This window comes from Pedobacter foliorum, from assembly GCF_013266735.1.
Lineage (GTDB): Bacteria > Bacteroidota > Bacteroidia > Sphingobacteriales > Sphingobacteriaceae > Pedobacter > Pedobacter foliorum.
This window is the reverse complement of the sequence record NZ_JABSNU010000007.1, coordinates 164649-183760: the sequence shown is the minus strand read 5'-3', so window position 1 is coordinate 183760 and position 19112 is coordinate 164649. Positions and strand designations below refer to the sequence as shown.

The 19112-nt window shown below is 40.4% G+C and carries 17 protein-coding genes; 6 read left to right on the top strand and 11 right to left on the bottom strand.

Annotated features, from left to right (window positions below; translation table 11 throughout):
* Positions 1-20: 20 nt before the first annotated feature.
* Positions 21-1601, top strand: a complete 1581-nt coding sequence (locus tag HQN83_RS15590; protein WP_173091252.1) for a Na+/H+ antiporter — start codon at positions 21-23, stop codon at positions 1599-1601.
* 13 nt (positions 1602-1614) lie between these two features.
* Positions 1615-2397 (top strand): DNA alkylation repair protein, encoded by a 783-nt coding sequence (locus HQN83_RS15585; protein ID WP_173091251.1) that lies wholly within the window; start codon positions 1615-1617, stop codon positions 2395-2397.
* Here the strand turns inward: HQN83_RS15585 and HQN83_RS15580 are convergent.
* Positions 2372-4039, bottom strand: a complete 1668-nt coding sequence (locus HQN83_RS15580; RefSeq protein WP_246254517.1) for an MFS transporter — start codon at positions 4037-4039, stop codon at positions 2372-2374. The genes HQN83_RS15585 and HQN83_RS15580 overlap by 26 nt on opposite strands.
* On the opposite strand from HQN83_RS15580, the gene HQN83_RS15575 reads away from it, so the two are divergent.
* Positions 3998-4813 carry an AraC family transcriptional regulator gene (locus HQN83_RS15575; protein ID WP_246254516.1) on the top strand — a complete coding sequence of 272 codons (816 nt, stop codon included), beginning with the start codon at positions 3998-4000 and terminating at the stop codon, positions 4811-4813. The genes HQN83_RS15580 and HQN83_RS15575 overlap by 42 nt on opposite strands.
* Here HQN83_RS15575 and HQN83_RS15570 read toward each other — a convergent pair.
* The 4 genes from HQN83_RS15570 to HQN83_RS15555 all read right to left on the bottom strand — a co-directional run bounded on the left by HQN83_RS15570 (position 4810) and on the right by HQN83_RS15555 (position 10241).
* Positions 4810-5907, bottom strand: a complete 1098-nt coding sequence (locus HQN83_RS15570; protein ID WP_173091249.1) for an acyltransferase family protein — start codon at positions 5905-5907, stop codon at positions 4810-4812. The two genes, HQN83_RS15575 and HQN83_RS15570, sit on opposite strands and share 4 nt — an antisense overlap.
* A gap of 149 nt (positions 5908-6056) precedes the next feature.
* Positions 6057-6947: an AraC family transcriptional regulator gene (locus HQN83_RS15565; RefSeq protein ID WP_173091248.1), complete on the bottom strand. Its 891-nt coding sequence runs from the start codon at positions 6945-6947 to the stop codon at positions 6057-6059.
* Positions 6948-7135: 188 nt separating this feature from the next.
* Positions 7136-7978, bottom strand: a complete 843-nt coding sequence (locus tag HQN83_RS15560) for a sugar phosphate isomerase/epimerase family protein (RefSeq protein ID WP_173091247.1) — start codon at positions 7976-7978, stop codon at positions 7136-7138.
* 46 nt (positions 7979-8024) lie between these two features.
* Positions 8025-10241 (bottom strand): outer membrane protein assembly factor BamB family protein, encoded by a 2217-nt coding sequence (locus tag HQN83_RS15555; RefSeq protein ID WP_173091246.1) that lies wholly within the window; start codon positions 10239-10241, stop codon positions 8025-8027.
* Between the two features lie 379 nt (positions 10242-10620).
* Here HQN83_RS15555 and HQN83_RS15550 point away from each other — a divergent pair, with 379 nt between their 5' ends.
* On the top strand, positions 10621-11523 hold the full coding sequence (locus HQN83_RS15550; protein ID WP_173091245.1) for a DMT family transporter: 903 nt from the start codon (positions 10621-10623) through the stop codon (positions 11521-11523).
* A gap of 10 nt (positions 11524-11533) precedes the next feature.
* On the opposite strand, the gene HQN83_RS15545 is transcribed toward HQN83_RS15550, so the two are convergent.
* Positions 11534-12253 carry a hypothetical protein gene (locus HQN83_RS15545; RefSeq protein ID WP_173091244.1) on the bottom strand — a complete coding sequence of 240 codons (720 nt, stop codon included), beginning with the start codon at positions 12251-12253 and terminating at the stop codon, positions 11534-11536.
* A gap of 185 nt (positions 12254-12438) precedes the next feature.
* On the opposite strand from HQN83_RS15545, the gene HQN83_RS15540 reads away from it, so the two are divergent.
* The gene (locus tag HQN83_RS15540; protein WP_173091243.1) at positions 12439-13221 is read left to right on the top strand and encodes an APC family permease; all 783 of its coding nucleotides are present in this window, start codon (positions 12439-12441) and stop codon (positions 13219-13221) included.
* On the opposite strand, the gene HQN83_RS15535 is transcribed toward HQN83_RS15540, so the two are convergent.
* Positions 13214-15268 carry a SusC/RagA family TonB-linked outer membrane protein gene (locus HQN83_RS15535; protein WP_173091242.1) on the bottom strand — a complete coding sequence of 685 codons (2055 nt, stop codon included), beginning with the start codon at positions 15266-15268 and terminating at the stop codon, positions 13214-13216. The genes HQN83_RS15540 and HQN83_RS15535 overlap by 8 nt on opposite strands.
* 200 nt (positions 15269-15468) lie before the next feature.
* Positions 15469-16578: a FecR family protein gene (locus HQN83_RS15530; RefSeq protein WP_173091241.1), complete on the bottom strand. Its 1110-nt coding sequence runs from the start codon at positions 16576-16578 to the stop codon at positions 15469-15471.
* 391 nt (positions 16579-16969) lie between these two features.
* On the opposite strand from HQN83_RS15530, the gene HQN83_RS15525 reads away from it, so the two are divergent.
* A complete protein-coding gene (locus HQN83_RS15525; protein ID WP_173091240.1) occupies positions 16970-17422 on the top strand; it encodes an SRPBCC family protein in 453 nt (150 codons plus the stop codon).
* 13 nt (positions 17423-17435) lie between these two features.
* On the opposite strand, the gene HQN83_RS15520 is transcribed toward HQN83_RS15525, so the two are convergent.
* The 3 genes from HQN83_RS15520 to HQN83_RS15510 all read right to left on the bottom strand — a co-directional run bounded on the left by HQN83_RS15520 (position 17436) and on the right by HQN83_RS15510 (position 18965).
* On the bottom strand, positions 17436-17801 hold the full coding sequence (locus HQN83_RS15520) for a hypothetical protein (RefSeq protein ID WP_173091239.1): 366 nt from the start codon (positions 17799-17801) through the stop codon (positions 17436-17438).
* A gap of 40 nt (positions 17802-17841) precedes the next feature.
* The gene (locus HQN83_RS15515) at positions 17842-18465 is read right to left on the bottom strand and encodes a class I SAM-dependent methyltransferase (protein WP_173091238.1); all 624 of its coding nucleotides are present in this window, start codon (positions 18463-18465) and stop codon (positions 17842-17844) included.
* Positions 18466-18734: 269 nt separating this feature from the next.
* Complete coding sequence (locus HQN83_RS15510) at positions 18735-18965, bottom strand: hypothetical protein (RefSeq protein WP_173091237.1); 231 nt, start codon at positions 18963-18965, stop codon at positions 18735-18737.
* Between the last annotated feature and the right edge of the window lie 147 nt (positions 18966-19112).

Genomic DNA, 19112 nt, shown 5'->3' with positions numbered 1-19112 from the left:
TATTATAGAGCCTATTTCATATGCACACACTTCTACCCTTTCTACTGGCTATGGTAGCCGCAATAGTACTATTGAATATGTGGGCTACGAAACTGAAAATCGCCTACCCTATTCTATTGGTTATCGCTGGGTTATTGATCAGCTTTATTCCTGGGCTGCCAGTCGTAAAAATCGATCCTGACCTCATCTTTTTCCTATTTCTTCCACCTTTACTGTTTGAGGCTGCCTGGTCAATCTCTTTTAAGGAAATGAAAAAATGGTGGCGGATCATAGGTAGTTTTGCCTTTCTGGTGGTATTTTTTACGGCACTCTCTGTAGCATTGGTTACAAATCACATCATTCCGGGCTTTACAATTGCCTTAGGGTTTTTATTAGGTGGTATTGTATCGCCTCCCGATGCGGTGAGTACTGGAGCAATTACAAAGTTTGTAAAAATTCCGAAATCCACTTCAGCCATTCTGGAGGGAGAAAGCTTATTGAATGATGCTTCTTCACTCATCATTTTTCGCTTTGCTTTAGTAGCAGTTGGGACAGGTCAATTCATTTGGCAAGAAGCAACACTCAGTTTTTTATGGATGGTAATTGGCGGTGTGGGCATTGGTTTATTATTGGGGTGGATATTTGTTCAGGCTCATAAACGCCTGCCGACGGATGCACCCTCAGACATTGCACTTACACTGATTGAACCATACTTTATGTATTGGATAGCCGAACAGGTTCATAGTTCAGGCGTTCTAGCCGTTGTAGCAGGTGGTTTGTTTATGTCTTCGAAAAGGTTGATTTTTTTGAACAGCGCCAGCCGGATCAAAGGCTACAGTGTATGGGAAAGCTTTGTGTTTATACTCAACGGTATCGTTTTTTTAATCATAGGACTTGAACTTCCGGAAATCGTAGATGGACTACGCTCAAAAGGCATCCCATTAGGTACGGCCATCGGCTATGGCTTATTGGTAACAGGCGTATTAGTCGGCGCCAGAATCATCAGCTCTTATGCGGCAATGGTGACCACCTTTATTTTTCGGCCTAGTGTAGCCCCACGTGCTACTTCCAGGAAAAGGCAAATGCTCATGCCACTCCTATTAGGCTGGACAGGAATGCGAGGGGTGGTATCTTTGGCTGCCGCATTAGCTATACCGGTTACGCTTGCCGATGGTACTGCTTTTCCGTACAGAAACCTGATCCTGTTTATCACCTTTGTGGTTATATTAGTCACCCTGGTGGTACAGGGGCTTACACTTCCCTATTTCATATCAAGAACACAATTGTTTGTAGGACTTAATGCAGGGAAGGAAGACGAAACGGGTCATGAAATAAAACAAAAACTAAGGCAACATATTTATCAGTTCCTGAAAAGCAAATATGACAATGAATTGCAGGGGAATAAGGGAATGGAGAAAATGTTACATCATTGGGAAGAAAAAACTAAAGCAGCTGATGACGATTGGATGAATGACAAGACCAAAGCTATATTTGTTGAGATGCTCGAAAGCCAAAGACAATTTCTGGCAGAACTAAATAAAGACCCTTCCATTAATGAAGAAACCATTCGTCAGCAATTGTACCAGATCGATCTGGAAGAAGAACGATTGAAAATAATTTAGTAAACAAGGTAAAATGGTATTGATAACATCAGCATATATATCTGAAATTATAAACAAGCTAACAGAGAAAAAGGCGTACGATAAAATATCGGGGCACTCAGATCTTAAAAGCTACATTGGCACCAAGTATGACCTCATTGGTCTGGCGGTACCAATGCAGCGATCAATTTTTAAAACCGGCTATACTTTCAACATCTTGTCTCTTGAGGATCAACTGTCTGTTTGGAATGCAATCTGGGAAAGTGCAGACGTATATGAGGTATTGAGCCAATGCATCTACTTTATCGAAAAAAACTGGTTGAGATTTGATACGAATAAACTCTGGGCGATCCTAAGAACCTGGGTAAAAAAGATTGACAACTGGGCACACTCTGATGGACTATCTGATATCTATGCGCATTTGATGGAAAAGATGCCAGAGGAAATATACAGTCAGTACCAAGTATGGAACAAGTCAGAAAATCCCTGGGAAAGAAGGCAGTCCTTAGTGGGTATGCTCCTTTACAGTAAAAAACGTAAGACCTTACTCCCAGCAATAAAACTACTGGATATGGTTGAACCTTTAATTACTGATAAGGACTATTTTGTTCAGAAAGGACTGGGCTGGGCACTCAGGGAAATTGGAAATGTTTATCCATATGAAACAATGGCTTTTTTAAGTAAATACTGTACAATTCTTCATCCCGTAGCATTTGCTACCGCTGTAGAGAAAATAAACCCCGAATTTAAAAACACGTTGAAGCTTCAGCGGAAACACAAAAGAAGTTTGACTACTTCTTCTGTGAAATTGGTTTAAATACAAAGAAACTGATCAGTGCCAGGGAGATTACCCCAATCCCGCTGGACAAAGTCAGCAGTTTAAAGCCGTTGGCCAATGCCTCATGTGTAATATCACCAGTTGGGTCTGCAGCTGCAATACCGGGTATTTTTTCCAGAATGTCTGTGAAATTGCCGGCTGCGATTTTTTCGGCTGCTAAATGGAGCTGAAGGGTGCTGAAAGTTTCCACAAATGCAAGCTTTAAATGGATGAACACACCTTTGCTTAACAAAAGTCCCATCAAAGCAATATTGATTGCAAGAGTGATCAGTCTCGCACTCATGTCTATCCCCGAGGCCATACCTGCACGGTCTTGACTTACTGAGCCTGTGGTGGTATTCGTAACTGTAGTATTGGACAATCCCAGGCCGATGCCGGACAACAGCATACCTGGCATCATACTCCAGTGCCCAAGATGCGCAGCATGAATGCCAAACCACATCAGTATAAATCCCAATCCGATGATAAAGAGGCCTAATGGAATGACAATACCAGGACGATATTTCAACAGAAGCCGCTCAGCCAGAGGTGGAATCACTAATGTAGGCAAAGTATAGGCCAGCAGTGCCGTACCAGCCATGAGGCTACTATATCCCAGGACGCCCTGAAAATAGATGGGAAGGTAGATCATAAAGGGCCAAAAACAGAAATTCATTCCAATAGAACCAATGATGGCTCCGGAAAAGTCCCGTATTTTGAATACGGTAAAATCAAACATAGGCTGAATACTTGTCTTTTCTGCATATAAAAAAAGTAGAAAGCAGACTGCAGATGAGCCAATGATCATTAGGCCGTGGATACTTGTAAAACCCACTTCAGGTCCTTGGGTAATGAAATAGATCAGTGTGAAAATGCTTATGGAAAGGCTAACCATCCCTAAGGTATCCAATCGCTGTATTTGAATGGACTTTGATTCCCGTACACCGGCCCATGCAAGTGCTATTGTAAGGATACTTAGTGGGACGTGTGCTAGGAAAACCCATTTCCAGCTTAAAAATGTGAGGATTAAGCCGCCAATTAGCGGTCCGAAGCCCAAGCCTATCCCAAAAACAATACCCCAGGCGGCAAAGGCGAAACTGCGTTCGCGCCCATCCTGAAACTGATGAGAAAGAATCGCAACCTGGCAAATCAGCATAATCCCCCCTCCGAGTCCCTGCAAGAAACGTCCGGCAATGAGTAAAGGCATTGCAGAAGCCAGTCCGCAAAGCAGGGAGGTTATACCAAAAAGTACAAGCCCGATTATGAAAACAAGTTTGCGGCCATAGCGGTCGGCAAGCGTGCCGGACGCCATCAGTACCGTGGTACAAGCAATAGTATAGGCATTCATAATCCATTGTACATCACTGAAATTACCCTTTAATATTTTTTCTAGTGTAGGCAGCAATATCGGTACACTTGAAATTTCCAATCCAAACATCAGTGAGGAAAGGCAAACGGCGGCCAGGGTTAATGTATTCTTTTTGTCTTTAAGCATATTCTTCTTCGAGGTAATTTTTAACAAAAATAGACCGAAATACTGACGTATGTTCGGTTCATTTCTATGATAAATAGGTATGTTTGCATTATGGTTCAACAGAATATGCACCAGCATGTAGAGCTGGAATACCTCAAAACTGATCATTGCCCGTTAAGTGATCGCCAGTATAGTTTTTTCGAAATGGTGTACCTTATTTCCGGTAAGGGCACCGTTAGCATCAACGGCAACCGCATGGCTTATCGTGATGGGAATCTGTTGTTGCTTACTCCCAACGACCGTCATACCTTCGAGATTACTGAAGTAACGGAGTTCCTGCTGATCCGGTTTAGTGATAGTTATATTCGAAGTTACCCCTGGAAAAGTATTCATCACCTGGAATGTCTGCTCTTTTATGCCACTCATTTGTCGGGTTGCGTAATGCGTTGCAAGGACGACAGCCGCTTGGTTGAAATGATTGTTGAATCACTCCTGTTTGGAATGAAGGTTGGCGGTGTTTATCAGCAGGATCTTGACATGAACCTGGTGAACGCGCTGATTGTTATTGCGGCAAGGAATATTTCAAAGGTAAGGCCTGAAAATGTCCGTACCAATACGGATAAGCGGATACTCCAAATCATCAACCATATTGAACGTCATATTTTTATGCCAGATCAATTGACTGCCGCTGCAATAAGTAAGACCTTTGGGATTTCACAGGCTTACCTGGGTGTCTATTTTAAAAAGCAATGCGGAGAAACGATTCAGCAGTTCATTTCCAGCTACAGAATCCGGTTGATCGAATGGCGGTTAAAGTTTAGTGACCTAAGGATTAATGAATTGGCAGATGAATTCGGTTTTGCCGATGGCAGTCACCTGAACAAATTCTTTAAGAAGCAGAAAGGCATAAGCTTAACCGGATATCGACAGCGCTTGGGCTAAAGCTTGGCAAGCTTTTCTTTCCGCCTATCGCTTAAATATTTCCTTACAGGAATATCATAAATTACCATAACTAAATACGCAGCGCCAACCAGAAGAATAAGTCCGACTACAATGATAAGAGTCAGTTGCATAGCATCTGGTTTATGACTGAGGTAATAATTACCGAACATCCATAACACGGCATAATGCGTCATGTACAATGGGTAAGAGATTTTTCCGGAAAATATGCAAAGCTTTTTTAAGCCAGGTGTTAAAGCAGCTCCGGCACCCAAAGCGATCAGCAAGGGAAAGTAAAACAGTACTACCAATGGTTCTGATAACCAATTCCATTTAGAGGATGGCATGATAAAGGCCAGCAGCAATAATATAGACAGCCCAACAAAACCCAGGTTATTTTTGATGATCCAGTTGGAACGATAAATAAGTAAGCCTGCTAAGAAAGAATAGGATATCCGGGCGCTCCCATCCCAAAAGGTCGGACCACTCCAGCCGCCTAATAAATTTCCTGAACGGTAAGCTACGAAGCAAATGGCCACCGCCGAAAGTAGCGTTAACAGCAGCAGATAGTTGCGTTTGATACGGTAAAGAATAAATGCGTAAAAGATATTGGCAACATATTCCCAAAATAAGGACCATGATGGTGCATTGAAGCTGAATAGGTTAAATCCACGGTCTTCTATTATTGGCAAGGGAATAAGTAATACTGAGCACAAAAATGTTAGAGCGATCTTCCCGGCGCTGTACAATTCAAGATGGCCGCCAAATGGGTCGAATAAAAATGCCAGCAATCCTAGTACCGATCCTGCTATAACCAAGGGATGCAACCTAATGATCCTTGATTTGAAAAATTCAAGAACGCCTATTTTTGCAATACGATCGTCATAGGCATATCCGATTACAAATCCCGAAAGACAGAAAAAGAAATCGACAGCTAAAAAGCCATGTCCGATAAAGTTCTGGCTGGGATCGGTGTAAACCCATTCCATGAAATGAAATACTACAACGGCGAGGGCTGCAACGCCCCTTAATCCATCTAGAAGTGTGAAATGCTGTTTTGTTTGAAGAATTGTGGTGGTAGTTTTGTTCGTATCCATTTAATGTGTATCCTATCAGGTTAAATTTAATGTAGCAATAGCCTGATGTGTTGGTGCGGCAAGATATTTAATATTAATAAAGCTGCCAAATTTATAATGATTGTTTAGGTAGATTCTATTTTTTTACAAAAAAGCTGAACTTTAATTTGTCAATCATCCATTCTTTTAATAGCTAATTTATATTGCACGGGGCTCTCGCCGGAGTGCCCTTTAAAGACATGACAAAAATGTGAACTCGATTTAAATCCGCAGAGATAGGCAATGTCATTAACTGATTTGTCCGTCTGAATTAACAATTCTCGGGCATGGGCAATCCTAAGTTCATTCAGAAATTGTGAGAAACTTTTCTTAAGCCTCCTTTTAAAGAAGCGACAGAAACTCTGTTCCGTCATACAGGCAATGTCAGCCACTTGATGCAAGGTAATCTGATTGTGAAGGTTATCTTTGATAAACTTAATTACATTCACTAATCTGTCAGGATAAAGGTCATCATAGTGGTCAGTATCATCATTAACAATAAAGCTCTTTTCTTCCGAAACAGAGATTAAGTTCATAATCTGCAATAATCCCTCTATTTTACTGAATCCTTGAAGTTCAGAAAGTTCCACTAACTTGTTTGCAATAATATTACGGGTCTCACCGCAAATCCTGATTCCCTTGGAAGATTGGCGGATCATATCCCTGATCTGATGAAATTCCTTAATGGAATCAAACATCTGGGTGAAGATTTTTGGGTTAAAATAGGTCACGATCACCCTAGATTGCAGGGTCGAATGCTCTTCATAAAAAACAGGGTCACTCAGCCACAAATGAGGGACATTTGATCCGATAAAGACCATATCTCCCGCCTCAAAAGGCTCTACAGTATTTCCAATTATCCGCTTTCCGAATCCCTCGATCACAAAAACAAGTTCAAGTTCCGGGTGCGAATGAAAAGCAGGTTGGTGATGAAATGGAGAAGCTAGAAAAGGCTGACTTCTCAGGTCAACCTTCATTAGATCATCTATCAAAGGCGTTAATTCCGTTTTCAATAACCTCATTTACATTTGGTTAAACATTAATCTCTTTACCTGTGATAAGTCTTCATCACTAAAAATACTTAAATTGGCCATAACGTCTTATTCCTTATTCAAAACTACTAAATATTCTAGTAAAAGTTACAAATCTCGGGACATCATGGCTGCATCTATGCCGGGCTGCTCTACATCACCGGCTTTCAGCTACTTTACTATTTAATTTTATTGGCTGCTGAATTGAAATAAGCCAATGCTTCTTTAACATCCTCAAGGTTATCACTCATGTTCTGTTCGCATTCAACGTTAATAAAGCCATCAAACTTTTGTTTTTTAAGTTCCCTAATCACCCCTGAGAAATTAATAGAACCGGTTCCAAGGTCAACATCTGTTCCAGATGGATCTACATCTTTAAGGTGCACTGCAAAAACATGACCAGCAAGAATTTCCAGGCATTTAACAGGATCTAAACCACTTCTAACCCAGTGACCCAAATCCGCACAGGCACCAATATTTGGATGTCCTTTTGTTGCAGCAAGCACTGTATCAGGATGCCAGTACGGACTACTTCCTTTAACATGCTGATGAATGGCAACTTTAATTTTATATACCCCTGCCAAACTATCGACCATATCGAGAAGATCCTGCCTTGGTTCACAAACCAGAAATTTCAGACCCAGTTTGCGGCCCATTTCAAAATATCTTTTCCATTCGGCTTCATTATTGGCATCACCAACATACATTGAGGACATGGTGAGACCTTTATCTTTCAGCATTTTTTGCATTAAGGCCGTTCCTTGTTCATCCAGATCCCCCATTGCTTTATTCCTGAAGTCGGGACCCAGGTTATAAAAAGAAAATCCCTCGACATATTTTACGCCACTTTGAGCAGCCATGGTCAATGCTTTATTCAGGTCATGCTGATTGAAAGAGTAAAGAGCCACTCCCGTTTTCCATTTTACATTTGCAGGTTTACCCACAAATTTGTCTTTATAAGTAAATGCCATAAAGGCGAATGCTGCCAATACCAGCAAGAGGTACTTAGATGTTGTTTTCATTGTTTTTTTAGGTGTTTATGAGTTAAAATTATTGTTCATGTAACCATTATTTTCCTGGCAAGGCAAATGCAACATAAGCATCACTTGAATTGCCACCCCATTTTGAACCTCCGCAGGCGATTACAACGAATTGTTTGCCAGCCACTTCGTATACCGCGGGAGTGGCTACTCCAGGAGCAGGAAGATCAGTCTCAAAAAGTATTTTACCGTTCTTCTTATTGATTGCCCTGAATTTACCATCAGCGGTTGCGCCAATAAAGATCAGCCCTCCGGAAGTGACAACCGGACCGCCATAGTTTTCACGTCCCGTAGTAGGTATTCCCTTTTTCTTCAATTCTTCAAACTCCCCAAAAGGAACTTTCCATACATACTTACCAGTTTGAAGATTAATCGCATTTAAAGTTCCCCATGGTGGGCTAATGGCAGGATATCCTTCTTTAGTAAGGAATTTATTATAGCCAGTTGACCCAAATGACGGTTTGGCTTTTTTAGTCGATTTCACATCTGAAGGTCCAGTATAGGGTTTCTCCTGCTCAGATTTCAGATCCAGTATAAAGGAGCCAATTGCAGTTTTTTCCTCTTTTGTCAGGTGGTTAAAACCAGGCATCATCCTTCTTCCTGTTGACAGCAATTCTGTGAACTGATTCAGGTTATATTTCTTGCCAACACCAACTATGGAAGGATAATCACCTGCTCCCAAACGTTCGGGGCCATGACAAACCATACAATGCTTGTTATAAAGTGCAGCTCCAGCTTCCAGATTTGTGCGTGCAGCAGTCTTCGGTGCCTCGTTCTCTATGAGGTTTAGCACCCAGGCCATTTCGTTCGCATTGACATATAAAATATTTGACTCAGGATCAAAAGCAGGCCCTCCCCACTCCCCGCCACCATCATATCCCGGAAAGATAATTGTTCCTTCTTTGGTAGGTGGCGTATATATACCTTGAGAGCGATAGGTTTTAAACCTTCTTTTTATATCCTGATAAGAGGAGTCACTCACCAGGGTGTTTAAATCATTTTCAGTTAATATCTGCCTTGCGAATGGCTTTGGTAAAACCGGAAAGGGTTGAGTTGGCCAAAGTTTCTCTCCTGGAATTGGGGTATTTGTCATAACCTTTCTTTCAACAATAGGAAACAGCGGCTTGCCTGTTGCACGCTCAAAAACAAAGATTAATCCCGTTTTGGTGGTTTGTGCAACGGCATCTACTTTTTTACCATTATGACTTATCGTTGCCAGAATCGGAGGGCTTGAGATATCCATATCCCATACATCATGGTGAACAGTTTGAAAATGCCACTTTAATTTCCCGGACACCGCATCAATTGCAAGCACACTATTTGCATAAAGTCCTTTTCCTAAACGATCACCACCGTAAAAATCATTAGTAGGGTTTCCTGTGCCGGCAAATAGAAGCCCTCTTTTCTCGTCCAAACTGAAACCCGACCAGCTGTTTGTTGATCCCATGCGTTTATAAGCCGTCTTATCTTCCCAGGTCTCGTAACCTGGTTCTCCTGGGTGAGGAATGGTATGAAAGACCCATTTCTGCTGTCCGGTCTTCACATCAAATGCACGGATATAACCGGGCGTTTCTTCTCCAACGTATCCGCTTAGAAAGAACAAATTCTTAAAGATCATTACCGGGGAAGTTGGGGCAATAAAAATTTTACTTTCATCCCTGCCCAAACCTTTTCTCAGGTCTATTCCTCCATCCTTTCCAAATGAGGAAACCAGCTTTCCTGTAATTGCATTTACGGCAAAAGCAATAGGACCCACCGTATAAATGATTCGTTTATCTGCCCCCTCTTCCCAGTACGCTACACCTCTGTTCATGTTCACGCTATTGCGGTGCCAGGTCTTATTCGCTATGGAATCCGCAGGATCGAAATGCCATTTTTCCTTACCGGTTGCTGCGTCAATGGCAAAAAGTTTCAGTTTGGGAGAAACACCATATAAAACATTATTGATGATAATGGGATTGCATTGAATGGAACCAAACCGGGATTTATCGTTATTTTCAGAATGGTAAACCCAGGCAACTTCCAGCTTACCTACATTGGTGGTGTCAATTTGCCGTAGATTGGCATATTTAATATTTTCCCTGCTCCCGCCGGTTACCTTCCAGCTTTTATACTTACCGGCGGTATCTGCAAAAGCAGTGCCGTAAGAAGAAATGGATATGGACCTAATTTTATCATTTTTATAAGCCAGGAGAACTCCTGAAAGAACTAGCAATCCCAAAAGATGCTTTTTACTAACCTTCATTTTTAAAATATTTGTATGTCAATGATCCAAATATATCCCAATACAAGCTCCTACATTATCGTGTAGTTACCATACAGTATAAAATTATTATCCTGTTTGAGTTAGAGCGCCGGTTTGCAATAATCGCCTACTCAATCAGGAATTAGTGAAGCGTAGCATCAACCTGGATATTCCAAATATTTTTGATTAGTTTTATCAAAAAAAACAGATATGAACAGAAAGAGTTGTCTTCCTCCCCCTACACCTTAATTATTAACCTACACTGTAAGGTCAAGGTTTTTGCGGGTCAATCGATTTGCAGCTATTGCCTTGGTATGCACATTTAGTTTATTTATTAATTTTTAGTTCCTGTTTTTAAGAACAGGCAGACAATTCTTTTATGAAAAAATCATATTTGGTACTACATTTCGCTGTATTACTTGCGGGCTTTACCGGGGTATTCGGTAAACTCATCTCACTTAACGAAGGACTCCTGGTTTGGTATAGAGTATTTTTCTCTTCTATTATCCTCTTATTGATTTTAAAACTGTTTAAAATCCGGTCTGCCATGACCTCCAAAGAGAAATTTGACATTGCAAAAATTGGGGTTTTCATTACCATACACTGGCTGTTTTTTTACGCTAGTATCAAGTACGCTAACATTTCTGTAGGTGTGGTATGTTACTGCCTGACCAGTTTTTTCACCGCTATTTTTAGTCCGATGATTAACCGGCAAAAAATCAATCTCAGGGAGCTTTTATTAAGCCTGTTCACCCTGGCTGGGATAGCCCTGATCTTCCATTTCGATTCTTCCTATCAGTTAGGAATAGTTCTGGGCATCATCTCCTCTGCTTTTGCCGCCTTGTACACCATTTATAATGAACGGCTGGTCAGAAAATACGACAGTAGGATCATCAATTACTACCAGATGATTGGAGGTACTGTTGCGTTAGGCGTTTCTCTTCCCCTGTATCTGCATTATTTTCCGGCACCCTCACTCCTTCCTAGTCTGAAAGATACCGTCTACTTGTTATTACTGGCTTCTTTTTGTACAGTAGGCCTTTATGTGCTATTTGCTGAAACTTTAAAACGCCTCTCTGCATTTACAGTTAACCTAAGTTTTAATCTGGAACCGGTATATGCGATCATCATTGCCTTTCTCTTTTTTAATGAGAGTAAGGAACTTAACATTTCTTTTTATATAGGTTTACTGTTCGTTATGGCATCAGTAATCTTACAGACGATATTTTCACTTAAACGATCTACCAAAGCAACTGAGTTTATTCGTATCGAGGACAGCTAGGTGTAGCTCATCACTTAGGCTGGTTCTTTTTCTCAAATTCTTCAAACGAAATTTTAATATAGTTCGCCCGATCGTAGTCCGACCATTTCTTCAGTTTGTCCAGCTTGGGAGTATAGTTCAGTTTGAACGCTTCTAGCTGACCGCTGTCTATTGGAACAGCCTGCTGAATAATAAGATCATTAAAGTATCTGTCAATTTCCTCTGCTTCTGCAGCTTGTTTTGCCAGCTGATTTAATCGTCTTACCCTGCGCCCGTCCTTGCCTAAAAGCTCGTAAAAAAAGGTAATAGGACTGCCGCCGAAAGGTAACAAGAGCCCTATCGGCGGCTTTCCACCATAGAATATCCCTTTTTCTTTACTATAGGCAGTGCTGATCTCCTTAAAGTTTTGTGAAGCAAGTTTACTAGTAATTGCAACTTCTCTAAGCTGATTGGTGAGTTTAAGATGAATAACCACATCAGTAAAATTCTGAACACCTATTTTTTGCGACTGGTATCCAATCCTTTCAATTTGCAGGGTGTCGCCTATTTTACAGATCAACACAAACAATCCAAGTTTATCAGAGTAGACCATCTGGCCACTGCGTTGGTTGCGAACTTCTACTTGCTCTATTCTTGCTTTTGTGCCGTCTTGTAAAATAACACCACGTATCCGATTGGCAGTTTGTGCCATGCTGTAAACAGAGACAAACATTAAGATAAATACAATCCTGAGTGCGAAATTTAGATTCATCACAGCCAAGTTACCAATCAAACTAACTTCAAAACCGTTATTTAACTTTTTTTAACATAGTTATTTATTTCTGGACATCCAACCGCTGTGGAGAAATGACGCCAATTGGAGAATTTAAAGATAATTTTGACTAATTTTAAGGTTAGAGTTCCTGTGCCAAAACTCCTTAAGTAAATGATTAGCCTATGGCCACTAAGCCGGTTAAGTACCAACTTAAATCTATTCTTGGAGTAGCTTTTGGAATAGCAGTAGGCATTGGAGGAACAATTGGTGTTGGTATTTTACGAACACCTGGAGATATTGCCGGGCTTTTAAATAATCCATGGCTGATTATTGCCTGCTGGGTATTAGGTGGCATTTATGTACTATTAGGTGTCGGTTCTTATGCAGAATTGGCAGCTATGCTACCAAAGGCCGGCGGAGCTTACAATTATGTAAAACGGGCATTTGGAGATTATGCGGGCTTTTTAACCGGCTGGTTTGACTACATTATAAATGCGATCAGTCCGGCTTATTTCTGTTTGGTAATTGGTGAATACCTGGTAATGTTATTTCCGCCGCTTAAAGATTTAAAGTTAATCATTTCGTTAACGCTCTTGATACTATTCACTTTAATTCACCTAAGGGATATAAAAACAGGAAGTATTATACAGCAAATCGCCAGTTTTACAAAGGTGATCTTATTTGCTATTCTTATCTTTTCACTTTTCGTTTTTTCAGGAGTAAAGTCTCATAATTTTTCTGATCAGGATGTATCCGGTTCAATAGTAAAAGGTGGAATTTTAATCGCTTTTCTAAAATCCCTGCAATTGATTGTAGGCACTTATGATGGATGGATGGGGGCTTGTTTTTTCGCAGAAGAAGATAAAAATCCTGGAAAAAATATTCCAAGATCTTTATTCTTTGCGGCACTTATTGTGATGTTTATTTATGTGTCTCTTAACCTTGCTTTCTTACATGTTAAATAGCTCTTGCAAAATAAGAAGCATAAGTGATCTGGCTCTGACGAGATGATACACCTGGCTTATCTGCCTGTCCGGCACCAAGATTGTAATACGAAATGGCATCTGATATGAAGTTCTGGTTACTGGCAAACAGACCACCGTTATTTTGCAACTGATAAGTATAACCTGCTAGCGCATCTAGCGATTGCTCTTCGCCAAGTGGTACTTTATAATTTAAGGTATAATCAAACTGTTTGGTATTCGAATAGTCGTTAGTAAGGCTCGCTATTCCATTTACCTGGGCGCCGTAAGAAAAAGTGGAAGGCAGGTAATTGTTGCGTTTTGCCGTAGCCTGGTCATAACTGAAGTTTGCTTTAGCCGTAAGCCCCTTAATAATTTCCCATGAACCATAAGCAGCTGCCAACAGACGCTGATTAATTATCTGATCAGTAATTGTAGTAAAAGAAATCGGGTTAGGCGTATTGGCATAGGTTGGGTTTAACGGATAAGAACCATCTGGTAGTTGAAGTGGTAAATTTGCAGGGTAGTACATAGCAGCAGTTATGATTCCCCCGTTCTCAAATGATCCTCCTGTTACCGCATTCTGTGAAGTGCCATTAGAGCCGATCAGGTTAATACCGACCTTGACTTTATCAGAGATACTCTGATCTAAATTTACTTTTCCATTCCACCTTTTGTAATTTGTGCCCATGATGCCCCCTTTTTGATCGTAATAATTACCAGAGATAAAATAAGAGGTTTTACCATTAGCTGCCGACACCGACAAATTGTGCTGTTGTGTATAGCCGCCCTGGGTAATCGCATCCATCGCATTTGGCTGTACCTTTGTATTGTCTATCTCCTGTTGTGTATAGAATGGCTTGAAGGGTGTTGTTACACTGTTAATGTCTACAGTTCCGTAATATGGGGCGATTTTGTTTTTGAACATCCACATTTCCTCATTTATCAGATTGCGCTGCTCCATATAGTCGCGTGTTCCTAGCACCTCATACATTTTATCAACTTTCTGTGTAGCATAATTTCCGGTATATTGAACAGTCGGTTTTCCGGTTTTCCCTCTTTTGGTTGTTACCAAAACCACTCCACTCCCAGCCTGGGCGCCATATATTGCCCTTGAACTGGCATCTTTTAAGATTTCTATACTTTCTATGTCATTTGGATTTATGAAGTTGAGAGGAGATTGGCTTACCCCTCCGCTGCCATACTTGGCGCCGCCAGGAGTACCGGGGTCATTGCTGACCACCACGCCATCAATAACAAACAAGGCACCCTGGTCTGCGTTTGAAGGATTACTCCTTATTTTTATGTTTACAGCTGCACCCGGTTGGCCGGTTGTTTGCATCACCTGGATACCCGTAGCCTTGCCCTGAATTGCCTGAAGAAAGTTGGACGAAGTACCTAGGTTTATGTCTTCGGATTTAATAGAGGATACAGCTCCGGTAACATCCCTACGTTTCTGACTGCCGTAACCAATAACCACAACATCATCCAGATTTTTAATCTGTTCTTTCATGGTTATTTCTAGTGTGGTCTTGTTACCAACCTGCAACTCTGTGGTTTGATACCCAATGAAAGAAATGACCAGAGTTTGTAACGGACTGGCATTAATGGAAAAATGACCCATTGAATCTGTCTGTGAAACTATAGTAGTTCCCTTAACCGCGATCGAGGCTCCGGGAATTCCCATTCCACTTTCATCAATGATTCGTCCTTTTATCAAAACAAAGGCAGACTTTTGCCAGGCATTTGGATCAAAAGGAACACGGTTAATAATAACTACATTCTGGCTAATGGTATAGGTAACCGGTTGGTTGGCGAAAAACTGGTCCAAAACATTTCGGACATCAGTGTTTTCTACGGTTATGTCTTTAGATTTTATCTGCTCAAAAATTCTGGAATCGCAAAGAACATTCAAATTGCTTTGTTTTCTGATCTCTTTAAGCAATTGCTTAAGCGATACATTTTTCCTTGACAGTGTAATTTTTTGTGCAAAGCTGTTTGCGTTTACCTGGAGCAGTCCGGTAATCATCAAAACTATTATGAGTCTCATAATTCTTAGAACTTTATGATATAATTCAGCTTTTTTACCGCGCTCAAATTGCGTATAAAAATTCATACATTTGGTTTGTTTAGGTCGTGAATATTTGGTTGACTAGATTAAATTTTAAAGGCCTGAATATTTGTCAGGGGCGTTACGAGCGCTCCTGGCTTTATATATTCATTTCTTTCTGTAGATTTCCATAATTAGTTTTAAGGCATTACAATAATCCTCCTTCCTTCAATTTTAAAGTGTACGGCATGGGTAAGTTCAAGCTGCCCGAGAACCTCCGATATATTTTTGTAACGTGAGATATTTCCCCAAAGAGAAATCTTTGAAAAGTCTCCCCTGTATTCTACATCTACATCATACCAGCGTGCCAGTTTTCGCATAATACGTTCTATGCTTTCATCTTCAAAAAGAAAATAACCGTTTTTCCATGCGATTACATCACTTGCGTCAACAGGAATTACATTTATCTGGACATTATTTTTATCAAACTGTGCCTGTTGATTAGGTTTTATTTTAACCGATCCCGATGGGCTCGAAACACTTACTGACCCCTCCAGTAGTGTTGTTTCCATAAAACGCTCGTTTGCATAAGCATTGACGTTAAAATGAGTACCTAGAACTTCTATGGTGCTGTTCTCAGTTTCTACCTTAAAAGGCATTGCTCGATTTTTAGCTACCTGAAAATAAGCCTCACCGGTTAACCGGACGTTTCTTTCCGTTCCTTTGAATACAGCAGGGAATCTTAATGAAGAAGCTGCATTTAACCAGACCTCCGTACCGTCTGGTAAATTGATTTTAAACTGTCCCCCGGAAGGTGTTTCAATGACATTGTAATCCGATGATGATGCCGTTGGTACACCAGTCACTTTATAGACTATTTGTCCATCCGCTGTTTTCGTAATACTTATCCCAGTCTGCTGAACGAGTTCTCCACTTGGCGCATCAGTCAGTGAGATTTTTTTTCCATTGGAAAGTGTTAATGTTGCTTTGTTTCCTCCCGATACAATCTCTTGTTTTTGGGTATACATTATTTTAGACTTGGTATCCTTTTTAAGGTAAAAAAAAAGCCCAACGCAACAAATCAATATTGCAGCAGCCGAAACAGTCTGTAGCCAGAGGCGGCGCCTTTTTACAGAAAGTGATAGCTTTTTATCCAGTAAGACCATCTCTTCCTGAAGTTCTGATTCCGAAATTTGGTACTCAGCAAACGTGCTGTCCGATATCCAGTTCTGTAGTAAATGCAATTCTTCGGAACTACATGTCCCCATCCGATATTTTTCTAATAATTCCGTTAACTTTTGTTCCTTCATACGAGTTCGTTTGGGATGATCTTGTAGTAAGACGGACAAGTGGAGAGGAAGGGTTAAAATATTTTCACATTTTTTGGATAAAACCCTTTTATTGTAATGTTGTACGTTTTATCATTTCTCCTTAATACCAGGTTCGAACAAGTGCTGACAGTAGCTGATGCGGATCATGTTGCACGATAAAAAGTAAAGCGGGCATCGCTTGGTGCGAACATCCCGCTTAATTAACGCTCTCATTGACTAATATAAAACAATATTTTCCTTATTGCCAAGTTCAGTTTGTTCAGTTTACAACTACAGGTTATGATCATTCCGAAATTTGAATACAATATGTATTTTTGATCCTTCCCTTTTTGCCAATTTTAGGTAGCGAAGGTGTTGATGGATTCAGGCTATGCAAGTATTCTACGATCAGGTATTTAATAAGACAATTGACATCCATGCCAGCCCTACGGCAGTATGGGAAGCACTCACAAACGTTAAGCTTATGCAACAGTGGATGTTTGATTCCGAAATTGTGATCCTCACCGATTGGGGAATTGGAAATTCAATCACCATTCAAATTGAGCCAGATGCCTACAAGAAGGGATTTGAGAATAAAGGGATAGTTTTAAAATATGAACCTGAACGCTTGCTTCAATATAGTCATTTGAGCTCATTGTCGGGACTACCAGATCTGCACCAAAATTATTCTCTGATCACATTTGCCTTAGTGCCAAATGAAGATCAGACCATATTAACACTCACGCTGAGTAATTTCCCAACGGAGATTATCTACAGGCATCTTGTGTTTTACTGGGAGGTCACGCTGGAATTATTTAAGCAATACACCCTTAGGGCGGTATAATTCACTTAGGGCATTAACCTTGATCAACCTGACTTTGAATATTCGTTAATTCCTCATCAAACAGCTCAAAAAACAGGTTTTGCAATTTATGAACATGCTGTAATGTTTTAAAATCACCTGTATCATCATTTGCCGGAACCTGCTTGTAGCATTCAAAATACTGATCTTCTTCAATATGGTATAAGAAGAAATTGTAATCCGGGTGTTGAAAGTAACCACCACCTTTGTCCTTAAAGCCAAACGTGTTCACCAGCCAATCTGAGGTCAATAAAATTGGTTCGAGAATTTCACTAGTGTCAATGTCCAACCCAGTGTTTACGGTATAGATCCTTGTATTCTGAGTAACGTAATTCCCTATCCTTAATTCGTTTGGCTTCATGTTTTATCTTGGTTTAAAATTACAAATAAATGCTGGTTGACTATTTTTTTCTGCCCAGAAACCTGATCACAGAACCAGTTCCATTATGATAAAGCCCCTCACTGAGCTGAACTTCAACTTCAGCTAATTCGAGGATTTCAAAATCAATGAAGTCATTCTTAATTTCCTCAATTGAAAACAGCATATCGGCATCTGTGGGACCACCCACATCCTTGTTTTTCGCAAGATAGCTGAGGTGATTTTTGCTGAAAGCTTCAAATATAACGTGACCTCCCTTGCGCAATTTTTCGCTTAATAGCTCGTGATATGCAGACTTTATATCAGCAGGGAAATGGGCATAGATTAGTGCTATGGCATCAAAATGCGCTTCTGTATATCCCAGATCCGGTAGAAAACCAATCTGATAGTCGATCTCTACATGATTTGCTTCTGCAAGTGACATCGCTTTTCTCTTCCCTTCAATGCTAATATCAAAAGCAGCAACCTTCCAGCCAAGACCTGCAGCAAAAACTGCATTCCTGCCCTCTCCTTCCGCAGCAAACAGGATTTTACCAGGCTCCAACTTTTCCAGCTGCGATTTTAAATAATTATTTGGTGCGATACCGTAGGCAAATTCATCCTGCCCATAGCGCTCTTCCCACTTTTGTAACCAGACCTCTTTCATATTTTAAACTGATGTCGCCCCTTTTTGGAACCATACTGACCTATATGCATTCCAACGATTGATGAACAAATGTATCTTAATTAATTTAAGAGACTGCCATTGCGTTGTCAGTAGTCAGATTTTTTTTGGATAAAAAATAAGAACAGCCACGAAATCTACCTCTCCGACTTTAATAAGACTGCATCTGAAAAATTGAGGACTATCTTAAGTGAGCCTGTTGTGGAAACCTAAAATTCTTATCCAGAGCCGGCGAAATGATATCGTTTTATTTACAACCGATACCGAAGTTTGATGTTTCTTCCTATAGCTTTAAGTAATTCAGGATGATCGTTTACAGTAGCATCAACAGCATCCCAATCTCCTTTTGAGTTGCAGGCAAGCTCATATTCCATGTCTTTCAGGTTAATCCGGATTGCATTGGTTTCTCTTGTTATGCCCTTCGTTAAAACAACATAGGTATAGTCTTTTTCATCAAAAGTGATGCGCATTTGTAAATTCATAATGCAAATATAGCGTAGGAAATGGGCTTTTATTGTGCTTGGTGCTATTTTCCAATACAATCTATTTAATATTAACCCTTCTGGTATATGTGATAATAGCTGTAAGATAGCTGTTAAAACAAAAATAAGTTAATATAGCTTATGAAA